At 53.3% G+C, this 14,331-nt stretch carries 14 protein-coding genes; 13 read left to right on the top strand and 1 reads right to left on the bottom strand.

Annotation, left to right across the window (positions count from 1 at the left end):
- Positions 1-329 precede the first annotated feature (329 nt).
- The 5 genes from LCD46_05800 (at position 330) to rihA (ending at position 4,592) form a co-directional block, all read left to right on the top strand.
- On the top strand, positions 330-1,235 hold the full coding sequence (locus LCD46_05800) for an amino acid ABC transporter substrate-binding protein (protein UOY71840.1): 906 nt from the start codon (positions 330-332) through the stop codon (positions 1,233-1,235).
- A 155-nt stretch (positions 1,236-1,390) separates the two neighbouring features.
- Positions 1,391-2,131, top strand: coding sequence for a glutamate/aspartate ABC transporter permease GltJ (gene gltJ / locus LCD46_05795; GenBank protein UOY71839.1), 741 nt, complete (start codon positions 1,391-1,393; stop codon positions 2,129-2,131).
- Positions 2,131-2,805: a glutamate/aspartate ABC transporter permease GltK gene (gltK, locus tag LCD46_05790; GenBank protein ID UOY71838.1), complete on the top strand. Its 675-nt coding sequence runs from the start codon at positions 2,131-2,133 to the stop codon at positions 2,803-2,805. Before gltJ ends, gltK begins: the two co-directional genes overlap by 1 nt.
- The gene (locus LCD46_05785) at positions 2,805-3,530 is read left to right on the top strand and encodes an amino acid ABC transporter ATP-binding protein (GenBank protein UOY71837.1); all 726 of its coding nucleotides are present in this window, start codon (positions 2,805-2,807) and stop codon (positions 3,528-3,530) included. Before gltK ends, LCD46_05785 begins: the two co-directional genes overlap by 1 nt.
- A 120-nt stretch (positions 3,531-3,650) precedes the next feature.
- Positions 3,651-4,592: a pyrimidine-specific ribonucleoside hydrolase RihA gene (gene rihA, locus LCD46_05780; GenBank protein ID UOY71836.1), complete on the top strand. Its 942-nt coding sequence runs from the start codon at positions 3,651-3,653 to the stop codon at positions 4,590-4,592.
- 79 nt (positions 4,593-4,671) lie between these two features.
- Here the strand turns inward: rihA and LCD46_05775 are convergent, their stop codons facing one another.
- A complete protein-coding gene (locus tag LCD46_05775) occupies positions 4,672-5,154 on the bottom strand; it encodes a zinc ribbon-containing protein (GenBank protein ID UOY72898.1) in 483 nt (160 codons plus the stop codon).
- Between the two features lie 214 nt (positions 5,155-5,368).
- Here LCD46_05775 and leuS point away from each other — a divergent pair, with 214 nt between their 5' ends.
- From leuS to mrdB, 8 genes are all read left to right on the top strand, one after another.
- Entirely contained in the window at positions 5,369-7,951 is a 2,583-nt protein-coding gene (leuS, locus tag LCD46_05770; protein ID UOY71835.1) for a leucine--tRNA ligase, read from the top strand.
- A 14-nt stretch (positions 7,952-7,965) separates the two neighbouring features.
- Positions 7,966-8,535 carry an LPS assembly lipoprotein LptE gene (gene lptE, locus LCD46_05765; protein UOY71834.1) on the top strand — a complete coding sequence of 190 codons (570 nt, stop codon included), beginning with the start codon at positions 7,966-7,968 and terminating at the stop codon, positions 8,533-8,535.
- Positions 8,535-9,566 carry a DNA polymerase III subunit delta gene (gene holA / locus LCD46_05760; GenBank protein ID UOY72897.1) on the top strand — a complete coding sequence of 344 codons (1,032 nt, stop codon included), beginning with the start codon at positions 8,535-8,537 and terminating at the stop codon, positions 9,564-9,566. Before lptE ends, holA begins: the two co-directional genes overlap by 1 nt.
- Positions 9,559-10,224: a nicotinate-nucleotide adenylyltransferase gene (gene nadD / locus LCD46_05755; protein ID UOY71833.1), complete on the top strand. Its 666-nt coding sequence runs from the start codon at positions 9,559-9,561 to the stop codon at positions 10,222-10,224. The genes holA and nadD overlap by 8 nt, the downstream gene beginning before the upstream one ends.
- Positions 10,225-10,493: 269 nt before the next feature.
- The gene (gene rsfS, locus LCD46_05750; GenBank protein ID UOY71832.1) at positions 10,494-10,811 is read left to right on the top strand and encodes a ribosome silencing factor; all 318 of its coding nucleotides are present in this window, start codon (positions 10,494-10,496) and stop codon (positions 10,809-10,811) included.
- A gap of 3 nt (positions 10,812-10,814) precedes the next feature.
- Positions 10,815-11,282, top strand: coding sequence for a 23S rRNA (pseudouridine(1915)-N(3))-methyltransferase RlmH (gene rlmH, locus LCD46_05745; GenBank protein ID UOY71831.1), 468 nt, complete (start codon positions 10,815-10,817; stop codon positions 11,280-11,282).
- A 29-nt stretch (positions 11,283-11,311) separates the two neighbouring features.
- On the top strand, positions 11,312-13,213 hold the full coding sequence (gene mrdA / locus LCD46_05740; protein UOY71830.1) for a peptidoglycan DD-transpeptidase MrdA: 1,902 nt from the start codon (positions 11,312-11,314) through the stop codon (positions 13,211-13,213).
- A gap of 2 nt (positions 13,214-13,215) precedes the next feature.
- On the top strand, positions 13,216-14,328 hold the full coding sequence (mrdB, locus tag LCD46_05735; GenBank protein ID UOY71829.1) for a peptidoglycan glycosyltransferase MrdB: 1,113 nt from the start codon (positions 13,216-13,218) through the stop codon (positions 14,326-14,328).
- Positions 14,329-14,331 lie beyond the last annotated feature (3 nt).

Here is a 14,331-nt window from a genome sequence, read left to right as displayed (position 1 = left end):
TGTTGCTACCATCCTACCATTCCCTCCAGACTCCAATTCTGGCACGCCTATTGCTTTGTTTATTCAGGTAAACGCAGTTTGGCTTAACGCGCAACCTGGTCGCACCAGCGTAGATCATCGGTAGCACCGAAACGGTGCAACGAGAGATTTTTGCCTCTGAATGGTGCGGCGCACTTCGCAAAAATAAACAATAACGCAGCAAAATCTTTACATTAAGCCAGACTAAATGTTAACAAGCTTGCATAACACTGCACTCGCATAGCGCGAGATATAACAACATCACAATGGGTATCAATGCGTCTCTGGCGCTGATAAAAAAGGAGTTGGGTATGCAATTACGTAAACTGGCCACAGCAATGCTGGTTATGGGGATGTCTGCAGGCGTGGTTCACGCTGAAGACGCTCCGGCTGCCGGAAGCACTCTCGACAAGATTGCCAAAAACGGCGTGATCGTGGTCGGCCACCGTGAATCTTCTGTTCCGTTCTCTTACTACGACAACACGCAAAAAGTCGTGGGTTATTCACAGGATTACTCCAACGCCATCGTTGAAGCCGTGAAGAAAAAGCTGAACAAACCTGACCTGCAGGTGAAGCTGATCCCAATCACTTCACAAAACCGTATTCCACTGCTGCAAAACGGCACCTTTGATTTTGAGTGTGGCTCCACCACCAACAACCTTGAGCGTCAGAAACAGGCTGCTTTCTCTGACACCATCTTCGTGGTAGGTACCCGCCTGCTGACCAAAAAAGGCGGCGAGATTAAAGATTTTGCTGACCTGAAAGGCAAAGCGGTCGTTGTCACCTCCGGTACCACCTCAGAAGTGCTGCTGCACAAACTGAATGATGAGAAGAAAATGGATATGCGCATCATCAGCGCGAAAGACCATGGCGACTCCTTCCGTACCCTGGAAAGTGGCCGTGCCGTCGCGTTTATGATGGATGACGCCCTGCTGGCGGGCGAACGCGCGAAAGCGAAGAAACCGGACAACTGGGAAATCGTCGGAACTGCACAGTCAAAAGAAGCTTATGGCTGCATGCTGCGTAAAGACGACGCTGAGTTCAAAAAACTGATCGATGACACCATCGCCCAGGCACAAACTTCCGGCGAAGCGGAAAAATGGTTCGACAAGTGGTTCAAGAACCCAATTCCACCAAAAAACCTGAACATGAACTTTGAACTGTCTGACGACATGAAAGCGCTGTTCAAATCACCAAATGACAAGGCTCTTAACTAATTAGAACAACAGGGGCGGGATCTCCTGCCCTCTCGATTGTCGGGAAGCATGGACAGACTATACGTTGAGTGGTCGTTCCCCACTCAGCGCGAAAAATGAGCTTCTCACCAATCTTCGAGGGTAGCGCTGCTACCCTTTTTTTTCTGGAGTTTATTATGTCAATAGACTGGAACTGGGGCATCTTTCTGCAACAAGCCCCGTTCGGCAACACCACCTATCTTGGCTGGTTATGGAGCGGCTTTCAGGTCACTGTCGCTTTATCCATAACGGCATGGATCATCGCATTTCTTGTCGGCTCGCTGTTCGGTATTTTGCGTACCGTCCCTAACCGCTTTCTTTCAACCCTCGGCACCTTGTACGTTGAACTGTTTCGTAACGTTCCGCTGATTGTGCAGTTCTTTACCTGGTATCTGGTGATTCCTGAACTGCTGCCGGAAAATATTGGCATGTGGTTCAAGTCGGAACTGGATCCTAACGTTCAGTTCTTTGTCTCCTCGATGCTCTGTCTGGGGCTGTTTACCGCTGCGCGCGTGTGCGAGCAGGTGCGAGCCGCCATTCAGTCATTGCCACGTGGACAAAAAAATGCAGGTCTGGCGATGGGATTAACGCTGCCACAAACCTACCGTTATGTTCTGCTGCCTAACGCCTACCGCGTTATCGTTCCACCGATGACCTCTGAGATGATGAACCTGGTGAAAAACTCGGCCATCGCCTCGACCATCGGCCTGGTGGATATGGCTGCGCAGGCGGGCAAGCTGCTGGATTATTCCGCTCATGCGTGGGAATCCTTCACCGCAATCACGCTCGCCTATGTTCTGATTAACGCTTTCATCATGCTGGTGATGAACCTGGTTGAACGCAAAATTCGCCTGCCGGGCAATCTGGGAGGTAAATAATGTACGATTTTGACTGGAGTTCTATCGTCCCATCCATGCCTTACCTGCTTGATGGCCTGGTGATTACCTTAAAAATCACCGTTATTGCCATCATCATTGGTATCGTCTGGGGAACCCTGCTTGCGGTCATGCGCCTGTCGAGCTTTAAGCCGCTCGCCTGGTTCGCAACGGCCTACGTTAACGTTTTCCGTTCCATTCCGCTGGTGATGGTGCTGCTGTGGTTTTACCTGATTGTTCCCGGTTTCCTGCAAAACGTACTGGGGCTGTCACCGAAAACCGATATCCGCCTGATCTCGGCGATGGTGGCGTTCTCCATGTTCGAGGCTGCTTATTACTCTGAGATTATCCGTGCGGGTATCCAGAGTATTTCTCGTGGACAATCCAGTGCCGCCCTGGCGCTGGGGATGACACACTGGCAGTCCATGCAGCTCATCATTCTGCCGCAGGCGTTTCGCGCCATGGTTCCACTCCTGCTGACTCAGGGTATCGTGCTGTTCCAGGATACCTCTCTGGTATATGTACTCAGCCTGGCAGACTTCTTCCGTACCGCCTCCACCATCGGTGAGCGTGATGGTACGCAGGTCGAGATGGTGCTCTTTGCGGGTGCGGTCTATTTTGTGATTAGTTTAAGCGCGTCGCTGTTGGTCAGTTGGCTGAAGAAAAGGACGGTATAATGATTTCCCTGAAAAATGTTTCTAAATGGTATGGGCACTTTCAGGTGCTGACCGACTGCTCCACCGAAGTGAAAAAAGGCGATGTGGTGGTAGTGTGCGGACCGTCAGGTTCCGGTAAATCCACACTGATCAAAACCGTCAACGGACTAGAGCCGGTGCAGCAGGGTGAGATCGTCGTCAATGGCACTAAAGTCAATGACAAAAAAACCAATCTCGCCCAGCTTCGCTCTCACGTTGGCATGGTGTTCCAGCATTTTGAGCTGTTCCCTCACCTCTCCATTATTGAGAACCTGACGCTGGCGCAGGTAAAAGTGCTTAAGCGCGATAAAAAAGCGTCGCGCGAGAAAGGGCTGAAACTCCTGGAACGCGTTGGGCTCTCTGCGCATGCCGATAAGTTTCCGGCACAGCTATCTGGCGGCCAACAGCAGCGTGTGGCGATCGCCCGCGCGCTGTGCATGGATCCGGTGGCGATGCTGTTTGATGAGCCAACGTCGGCGCTCGATCCAGAGATGATCAACGAAGTGCTGGACGTGATGGTCGAGCTGGCGCACGAAGGGATGACCATGATGGTGGTGACCCACGAAATGGGCTTCGCCCGCAAAGTAGCAAACCGCGTGATCTTTATGGACGAAGGGAAGATCGTGGAAGACTCACCGAAAGAAGAGTTTTTCGCTAACCCGAAATCAGAACGTGCAAAAGACTTCCTTGCCAAAATTCTGCATTAATCTTCTCAGTGCGCAATCTGCGGATTGCGCACTGCTTCACGCTTTCACTCACTTCCTCTCGTCGGCGTCACATTGCAGCGTTAACCTTGTCACAAAATAACGCTACGTATGGAGAACGCTATGGCACAGCCTATTATTCTCGATTGCGATCCGGGTCATGATGACGCGATCGCGCTCGTCCTCGCTCTTGCCTCCCCTGAACTTGACGTGAAAGCCGTCACCTCGTCCGCCGGAAACCAGACGCCTGAAAAAACCTTGCGTAACGTCCTGCGCATGCTAACACTGCTCAGACGCACTGATATTCCTGTCGCTGGCGGGGCCGTGAAACCGCTGATGCGGGAGCTGATCATTGCCGACAACGTTCACGGTGAGAGCGGGCTGGACGGCCCGGCACTGCCGGAGCCGGGTTTCGCACCGCAACACTGCACTGCCGTGGAGCTGATGGCGAAGGTGCTGCGTGAAAGTGCCGAGCCGGTAACGCTGGTGGCAACCGGTCCGCAAACCAACGTTGCGTTGCTGCTTAACAGTCATCCGGAGCTGCACAGTAAAATTTCCCGTATCGTGATAATGGGTGGCGCAATGGGGCTGGGTAACTGGACGCCTGCGGCGGAGTTCAACATCTTTGTCGACCCGGAAGCCGCTGAGATTGTCTTCCAGTCCGGCTTGCCGGTTGTGATGGCGGGACTGGACGTTACCCATCGAGCGCAGATTATGGCGGACGATATTGAGCGTTTCCGCTCGGTGGGCAACCCGGTTGCGACAACTGTGGCCGAACTGCTCGACTTCTTTATGGAATATCACAAAGCCGAGAAGTGGGGCTTCCACGGCGCGCCCCTGCATGATCCATGCACCATTGCCTGGCTACTGAAGCCGGAGATGTTTACCACAGTGGAACGCTGGGTCGGTGTGGAGACGCAGGGGAAATATACCCAGGGGATGACTGTAGTGGATTACTACTCACTGACGGGGAATGCGCCGAATACCACGGTGATGGTGGATATCGATCGGCAGGCGTTTGTGGATTTGCTGGCGAAGAGGCTCAAGTACTACGCTGCGGCCTGATGCCCTCACCCTACACCTCTCCCAAGGTGAGAGGGGGCAGACACTAAAAACGGCAACATAGTTGCCGTTTTACTTTTATTTATGGCTCAAACGGTCGACGCTGAAACTGATCGTGCCCACATTTCGGACATAACGGCAGCACTTCCGGCGTATACACTGCAATATGGTGATGGCATTTCTCGCAGACCAGATTCCCCAGGCCAACCACTTCGCCGCTGTGGTAGACACCATGATGGTTCAGATCCTGAAACACCTCGCGCCACTCCAGCTGCGTTTTATCGGTGATATCCACCAGTTCCTGCCACAGGCTCTCTTTAATCACCCGCATAAATACGCTGTCAGTGACCTCATCCTGGCTCTCCTGGTAGCTGCGCGCGAATTCTTCCAGGTCACGGCGTACCGCGCGGGTGACCTCTTCCACTTCGGTACGCGTTAACTCACCCGTTTGCGTCACGCGGGCACGAGCCTGCTCCACCAGCGCGTCAATATCGCGCTCGCCGTTACGCAGCCGTTCCGTCAGTGTCGCCACCAGTTCGCGGTAAAATTGAGCAACCTTGTTCATCATTTTGCCTCCCGGGTAAGTAACTATTTCTAATAATAGACCTTATTTCGTCGCCGCTTTGTCAGGTGAAGCACAGACCCGGTAAATTCCTGCAATGTGCATTTGTGCGAAAGGCTGTTTTGACGCGGACGTTTGGGCTATGCTATGCGGATCTGAAATACCACATCCATTGGCTACATTTGTAGCTGTATTGAAAACAGGACCACTGGCTGCCATGCAAGAGCAATACCGCCCGGAAGAGATAGAATCAAAAGTCCAGCAACACTGGGACGAGAAGCGCACCTTTGAAGTAACCGAAGACGAGAGCAAAGAGAAGTATTACTGCCTGTCGATGCTTCCCTATCCTTCTGGTCGACTACACATGGGCCACGTGCGTAACTACACCATTGGTGATGTGATCGCCCGCTACCAGCGTATGCTGGGCAAAAACGTTCTGCAGCCAATCGGCTGGGATGCGTTCGGTCTGCCTGCTGAAGGCGCTGCGGTAAAAAACAACACCGCACCTGCCCCATGGACGTATGACAACATCGCGTACATGAAAAACCAGCTTAAAATGCTGGGCTTTGGCTATGACTGGAGCCGCGAGCTGGCAACCTGCACCCCGGAATACTATCGCTGGGAACAGAAATTCTTCACCGAGCTGTACAAAAAAGGCCTGGTGTATAAGAAGACCTCTGCTGTTAACTGGTGTCCAAATGACCAGACTGTTCTCGCGAACGAACAGGTTATTGATGGCTGCTGCTGGCGTTGTGATACCAAAGTTGAGCGTAAAGAGATCCCACAGTGGTTTATCAAAATCACAGCCTATGCTGACGAACTGCTGAACGATCTGGATACGCTGGATCACTGGCCAGATACCGTTAAAACCATGCAGCGCAACTGGATCGGCCGTTCTGAAGGCGTGGAGATCACCTTCAACGTTGAGAACTACGACCAGACCCTGACCGTCTACACCACCCGTCCAGACACCTTCATGGGCGCGACCTACCTGGCCGTGGCTGCGGGTCACCCTCTGGCGCAGAAAGCGGCGGAGAACAATCCAGAACTGGCCACCTTCATCGACGAATGCCGCAACACCAAAGTGGCCGAAGCCGACATGGCGACGATGGAGAAAAAAGGTGTAGCGACAGGCTTCTATGCTAAGCACCCACTGACAGGCGAAGCGATCCCTGTCTGGGCCGCAAACTTCGTTCTGATGGAATACGGTACAGGTGCAGTCATGGCTGTTCCAGGCCACGATCAGCGCGACTACGAGTTTGCGACCAAATACAACCTGCCGATTAAAGCCGTTATCCTGGCCGCCGATGGTTCTGAACCAGACCTGTCCGCGCAAGCGCTGACTGAAAAAGGCACCCTGTTTAACTCCGGTGAATTCAGCGGCCTGAGCTTCGAAGACGGTTTTAATGCCATTGCAGACAAACTGGCCTCTCTGGGCATGGGCGAGCGTAAAGTTAACTTCCGTCTGCGCGACTGGGGCGTTTCCCGCCAGCGTTACTGGGGTGCTCCAATTCCAATGGTGACGCTGGAAGACGGCACCGTGATGCCAACGCCGGAAGATCAACTGCCGGTGATCCTGCCTGAAGACGTGGTTATGGACGGCATTACCAGCCCGATCAAAGCCGATCCTGAGTGGGCAAAAACCACCGTCAACGGCCAGCCTGCGCTGCGTGAAACCGACACCTTCGACACCTTTATGGAGTCCTCCTGGTACTATGCGCGTTACACCTGCCCGCAGTATAAAGAGGGTATGCTGGACTCTGATGCAGCGAACTACTGGCTGCCGGTAGACATTTACATCGGTGGTATCGAACATGCCATCATGCACCTGCTCTACTTCCGCTTCTTCCACAAACTGATGCGTGATGCCGGCATGGTGAACTCTGACGAACCGGCAAAACAGCTGCTGTGTCAGGGTATGGTACTGGCTGATGCCTTCTACTACGTGGGTGCTAACGGCGAGCGTAACTGGGTGTCTCCGGTTGATGCTATCGTTGAGCGTGACGAGAAAGGCCGCATTGTGAAGGCGAAAGACGCCGAAGGTCATGAACTGGTCTATACCGGCATGAGCAAGATGTCTAAATCCAAAAACAACGGCATCGACCCACAGGTGATGGTTGAACGTTACGGCGCGGATACCGTGCGTCTGTTCATGATGTTTGCTTCTCCGGCGGACATGACCCTGGAGTGGCAGGAATCGGGTGTGGAAGGTGCAAACCGCTTCCTGAAACGCGTCTGGAAACTGGTTTACGAACACACTGCACAGGGTGATGCTCCGGCACTGAACGCCGCGGCACTGACTGAAGATCAGCAAGCGCTGCGTCGTGATGTTCATAAAACGATTGCGAAAGTGACCGATGATATTGGTCGTCGTCAGACCTTTAACACTGCAATTGCAGCTATTATGGAACTGATGAATAAGCTGGCGAAAGCCCCGCAGGACGGCGAGCAGGATCGTGCCTTAATGCGTGAAGCATTGCTGGCCGTCGTTCGCATGCTGAACCCGTTCACTCCGCACGTTAGCTTCACCCTGTGGCAGGAGCTGAAAGGCGAAGGCGATATCGACAATGCGCCATGGCCACAGGCCGACGAAGCCGCGATGGTGGAAAACACTACGCTGGTTGTCGTTCAGGTAAACGGCAAAGTACGCGGTAAAATTACCGTGGCGGTCGATGCAACCGAAGAACAGGTTCGCGAACGCGCGGGCCAGGAACCTCTGGTCGCAAAATATCTTGAGGGCGTTACCGTACGTAAAGTGATCTACGTACCGGGTAAATTGCTGAATCTGGTCGTTGGCTAAGCGCGGGAGGAAACGTGCGACAACTGGCAACAATACTCTTATCTCTGGCGGTGCTTGTCACCGCTGGCTGTGGCTGGCACCTGCGCAATACCACGGCGGTGCCTGCTCAGATGAAAACGATGATCTTTGATTCCGGGGATCCGAATGGCCCACTCAGCCGGGCAATTCGTAACCAGCTGCGTCTGAACGGTGTTGAAATTGTTGAGAAACAAACGCTTCGCCAGGATGTACCGTCTCTGCGTGTGATAGGAGGCGGTCTGTCGAGAGATACAGCCTCTATCTTCCAGGATGGCCGCACCGCAGAGTATCAGATGGTGTTAACGGTCGATGCGGCAGTTCTGATCCCGGGTAAAGATATTTATCCGATCAGCACGAAAGTGTACCGTTCGTTCTTCGATAATCCGCAGACGGCGCTGGCAAAAGATGCCGAACAGCAGATTATTATCAACGAAATGTACGACAAGGCAGCGGAACAGCTGATCCGTAAACTGCCAAGTGTTGCAGCGTCAACCAAGCAAGGTTCTGACATTGTTGAAAAACCGGTTGCTGGCACGCTTCCCGCTGCTAACTCTCTGGGTAAATGATGATCAGGCTGTATCCTGAACAACTTCGCGCGCAGCTCAATGAAGGGCTGCGCGCGGCGTATTTGCTTCTTGGAAACGATCCGCTATTACTTCAGGAAAGCCTGGATGCCGTGCGCCATGCGGCGGCGGCTCAGGGATTTGATGAACATCACACCGTTCAACTGGATAACAACACCGACTGGAACGCCCTCTTCTCGCTTTGCCAGGCGATGAGTCTTTTCGCGTCGCGCCAGACTATCCAGATCCTGCTGCCGGAAAATGGTCCTAACGCGGCCATGAATGAACAACTCGCTACGCTGGTTAGCCTGTTGCACAGCGATCTGCTCTTCATCGTGCGCGGCAACAAGCTCACTAAAGCACAGGAAAATGCAGCCTGGTTTACCCAGCTCGCAACTCACGCAGTGCTGGTCACCTGTCAGACGCCTGAGCAAACGCATCTACCCAAATGGGTGGCGGCGAGAGCGAAGCAAAACAACCTTCAACTGGATGACGCCGCGAATCAACTGCTTTGCTACTGCTATGAAGGAAATCTGCTGGCCCTGGCTCAGGCGCTTGACAGACTCTCCCTGCTCTGGCCGGATGGTAAACTCACCCTACCGCGTGTCGAACAGGCCGTTAACGATGCCGCGCACTTCACGCCATTCCACTGGGTGGATGCGTTGTTGGCGGCGAAAAGCAAACGCGCCCTGCATATTCTGCAACAACTGCGCCTCGAAGGGAGCGAACCCGTTATTCTGCTACGTACTCTGCAGCGCGAATTACTGCTGCTGATTACGCTAAAGCGTCAGTCTGCCCATACGCCGTTGCGTTCGCTGTTTGATAAACACCGCGTATGGCAAAATCGCCGGGCTATGACGACAGAGGCCATTAACCGCCTGAGTCATGAACAGCTGCGACAGGCTGTTCAGCTGCTGATGCGCGCTGAGCTCACGTTAAAACAAGATTACGGCCAGTCGGTCTGGGCAGAGCTGGAAAGCCTTTCTCTGCTGCTCTGCCACAAGGCGCTCGCAGACGTATTTATTGATGGATAGCATGCATTCTTTACAGGCCCTGTATGGTGGCACCTTCGACCCGGTACATTACGGGCATCTGAAGCCAGTCGAAATTCTGGCGAATCTGATCGGGCTTCAGTGCGTCACCATTATGCCCAATAATGTTCCGCCACACCGTCCCCAGCCTGAGGCGACCAGCGAGCAACGCAAAGAGATGCTGGCCCTGGCCATTGCGGATAAACCGCTTTTCAAACTTGATGAACGGGAGCTACGTCGCGATACTCCCTCCTGGACGTCACAGACGCTGCAGGAGTGGCGGACTGAACAAGGCCCTGACAAGCCGCTGGCCTTCATTATTGGCCAGGATTCACTGCTAAATCTCCCCACATGGCATCAGTATGAAACCATTCTGGAGAACAGCCACCTGCTTGTCTGCCGCCGTCCGGGTTATCCGCTGACGATGCGCGAAGAGCAGTATCAGCAATGGCTGGAAGACCATCTCACCGATAATGTTGAAGATCTCCACAATCAGCCTGCCGGGAAAATTTATCTGGCAGAAACACCGTGGTTCGATATCTCTGCGACCCTCATTCGTGAGCGCCTGCAACAGGGCTTAGCGTGTGACGATCTGCTGCCCGCATCGGTACTGGCGTATATTCACGCACACGGGTTGTATCAGAAAAGTGCAGATGCCTGACCCGGGACCATAAAAAGTGGCTTATTGATTATCCTGCCTTGACAGAGTAAGCCATACTGTTATCCTCCGCTGCCAGACTTTCCCGCCGATCATTGCTTTACAGAAATTGTTTTACAAAAATGGCGATGCAATCTCAGGCGGAGGGTGGGATGATACCCGCCTTCAAAAGCCCGGCCGGAGACATTTGTCCCGACACAGGCGCTAGTTCAGGTATACTGTCTGGCCACGAATTCATAGTTATACAATCTCGTTCACCCCAGGGGGAAAACTTGCAGGGTAAAGCACTCCAGGATTTTGTTATTGACAAAATTGATGACCTGAAAGGTCAGGACATCATCGCTATCGACGTTAAGGGTAAATCCAGTATTACCGACTGCATGATTATCTGCACCGGTACTTCTACGCGTCATGTTGTTTCGATTGCCGATCACGTGGTTCAGGAATCACGTGCAGCAGGGCTGTTGCCGCTTGGTGTTGAAGGTGAAGCGACGGCTGACTGGGTGGTTGTCGACCTCGGCGATGTGATTGTCCATGTCATGCAGGAAGAGAGCCGTCGCCTGTATGAGCTGGAAAAACTCTGGGGTTAATGCGTGAAGTTGCAACTGGTCGCCGTCGGCACCAAAATGCCGGACTGGGTACAAACCGGTTTTACTGAGTATCTGCGTCGTTTCCCAAAAGACATGCCGTTCGAACTGGTGGAGATCCCCGCCGGAAAGCGCGGCAAGAACGCCGATATCAAACGTATTCTTGATAAAGAGGGCGAACTGATGCTGGCTGCCGCAGGCAAAAACCGCATCGTCACCCTCGATATTCCAGGAAAACCCTGGGATACGCCGCAGCTGGCGCACGAACTGGAGCGCTGGAAGCAGGATGGCCGTGACGTCAGTCTGTTGATTGGCGGGCCAGAAGGGTTATCCCCTGCCTGCAAAGCGGCAGCAGAACAAAGTTGGTCTCTCTCCGCGCTGACGCTTCCCCATCCGCTCGTTCGGGTACTGGTGGCAGAAAGCCTGTATCGCGCGTGGAGCATTACGACCAACCACCCCTATCACCGCGAATAGTGACTTGACCAGGGTAGATTAAGCAGCGGATGAAACTACAGAATTCTTTTCGCGACTATACGGCTGAGTCCGCGCTGTTTGTGCGCCGGGCGCTGGTCGCCTTTACGGGGATTTTGCTGCTTACCGGCGTGCTGATCGCCAACCTTTATAATCTGCAAATTGTCCGCTTTACCGATTACCAGACGCGTTCAAACGAAAACCGTATTAAGCTGGTGCCAATCGCCCCCAGCCGCGGCATCATCTACGACCGTAACGGCACACCGCTGGCGTTAAACCGCACCATCTATCAAATAGAGATGATGCCGGAAAAGGTCGATAATGTTCAGGATACGCTGGAAGCGCTGAGAAGCGTTGTCGATCTTAACGATGACGATATCGCCGCTTTCAAAAAAGAACGGGCCCGCTCTCACCGTTTCACCTCCATTCCGGTAAAAACCAATCTGACGGAAGTCCAGGTTGCCCGCTTTGCGGTAAACCAGTACCGTTTCCCCGGCGTGGAAGTGAAGGGTTACAAACGTCGCTACTACCCTTATGGCTCTGCGCTGACGCATGTGATTGGCTACGTTTCCAAAATTAACGATAAAGACGTCGATCGTCTCGATAAAGACGGCAAACTGGCGAACTACGCCGCGACGCACGATATCGGTAAGCTGGGGATTGAACGTTATTACGAAGATGTTCTGCACGGACAGACTGGCTATGAAGAGGTTGAGGTTAACAACCGTGGCCGCGTTATTCGCCAGCTTAAAGAAGTGCCGCCTCAGGCGGGACATGATGTGTATCTGACGCTCGATCTTAAGCTTCAGCAGTATATTGAAACCCTGCTGGCAGGCAGCCGAGCAGCCGTTGTGGTCACCGATCCGCGTACCGGTGGCATTCTGGCAATGGTTTCAATGCCAAGTTATGACCCGAACCTGTTTGTCGATGGCATCTCCAGTAAGGACTATTCCGGTCTGCTGAATGACCCTAATACGCCGCTGGTGAACCGCGCGACACAGGGTGTTTACCCGCCAGCGTCAACGGTTAAACCGTACGTGGCGGTTTCTGCATTGAGTGCCGGTGTTATCAACCGTAATACCAGCCTGTTTGACCCGGGCTGGTGGCAGTTGCCTGGTTCTGAAAAACGCTACCGTGACTGGAAAAAATGGGGCCACGGTCATCTGAACGTCACCAAATCGCTGGAGGAGTCTGCGGATACCTTCTTCTATCAGGTGGCGTATGACATGGGGATTGACCGCCTCTCAGAGTGGATGAGCAAATTCGGTTATGGGCACTACACCGGCGTTGACCTTGCAGAAGAACGTTCCGGTAATATGCCAACGCGTGAATGGAAGCTGAAACGCTTTAAAAAACCATGGTATCAGGGCGATACCATTCCGGTGGGTATCGGACAGGGTTACTGGACAGCAACACCGCTTCAGATGAACAAAGCCATGATGATCCTCATCAATGACGGTGTCGTGAAAGTTCCACACCTGCTACTAAGTACGGTTGAAGACGGTAAAAAAGTGCCCTGGAACCAGCCGCATGAAGCGCCTGTGGGGGATATTCACTCCGGCTTCTGGGAAATCGCTAAAGACGGTATGTACGGCGTAGCAAACCGTCCTAACGGTACCGCGCATAAGTATTTCGCTGGTACGCCGTATAAAGTGGCCGCGAAATCAGGTACTGCGCAGGTGTTTGGTCTGAAAGCCAATGAAACCTATAACGCGCACCGCATTGCCGAAAGACTGCGTGACCATAAACTGATGACGGCATTTGCCCCTTATGATAACCCGCAGGTGGCGGTGGCAATGATTCTGGAGAACGGCGGTGCCGGACCAGCAGTCGGGACCATCATGCGCCAGATCCTTGACCACATTATGCTGGGTGATAACAACACCGAACTGCCGGCTGAAAACCCGGCCGCCGCTGCGGCGGAGGACCAATAATCATGACGGATAATCCAAATAAGAAATCGCTGTGGGATAAAATCCACATCGACCCAGCCATGCTGCTGATCCTGCTGGCTCTGCTGGTTTACAGCGCCCTGGTTATCTGGAGCGCCAGTGGCCAGGACATCGGCATGATGGAGCGCAAAATCGGCCAGATCGCGATGGGGCTGGTCATTATGGTGGTCATGGCGCAGATCCCGCCGCGCGTCTATGAAGGCTGGGCACCGTACCTGTATATATTCTGTATTGTGTTGCTGGTTGCGGTTGACGCCTTCGGCGCTATCTCTAAAGGCGCACAGCGCTGGCTGGATCTGGGTGTGGTTCGCTTCCAGCCTTCTGAAATTGCCAAAATTGCCGTTCCATTGATGGTCGCGCGCTTTATCAACCGTGACGTCTGCCCGCCGTCGCTAAAAAATACCGCCATCGCGCTGGTGCTGATTTTCCTGCCGACACTGCTGGTTGCCGCGCAGCCTGACCTTGGCACCTCAATCTTAATCGCCCTCTCCGGCCTGTTTGTTCTCTTCCTGTCGGGCTTAAGCTGGCGTCTGATTGGTATCGCGGTGGTGCTGATTGCGGCTTTCATCCCCATTCTCTGGTTCTTCCTGATGCATGATTACCAGCGCCAGCGCGTAATGATGTTGCTCGATCCAGAAACCGATCCGCTTGGTGCGGGCTATCATATTATTCAGTCCAAGATTGCGATTGGCTCTGGTGGGCTACGCGGTAAAGGCTGGCTACACGGCACCCAGTCTCAGCTGGAATTTTTACCGGAACGCCACACTGACTTTATCTTTGCGGTACTGGCGGAAGAGCTGGGACTGGTTGGCATCTTGATATTGCTGGCGCTCTACGTGCTGCTAATCATGCGCGGATTGTGGATTGCCGCTCGTGCGCAAACCACCTTTGGTCGCGTCATGGCTGGCGGGTTAATGTTGATTTTATTCGTTTATGTCTTCGTAAATATTGGTATGGTGAGTGGTATTCTGCCTGTAGTAGGCGTACCGCTACCGCTGGTGAGTTACGGAGGCTCGGCACTGATCGTGTTGATGGCCGGGTTTGGTATCGTAATGTCGATCCATACCCACAGAAAAATGTTGTCAAAAAGCGTATAAAAA

Origin of the sequence: Enterobacter ludwigii, assembly GCA_023023105.1 — a bacterium.
Classification (GTDB): domain Bacteria; phylum Pseudomonadota; class Gammaproteobacteria; order Enterobacterales; family Enterobacteriaceae; genus Enterobacter; species Enterobacter adelaidei.
Note: the sequence above shows the minus strand (reverse complement) of the source record. Positions and strands in the feature narration are given on the sequence as shown.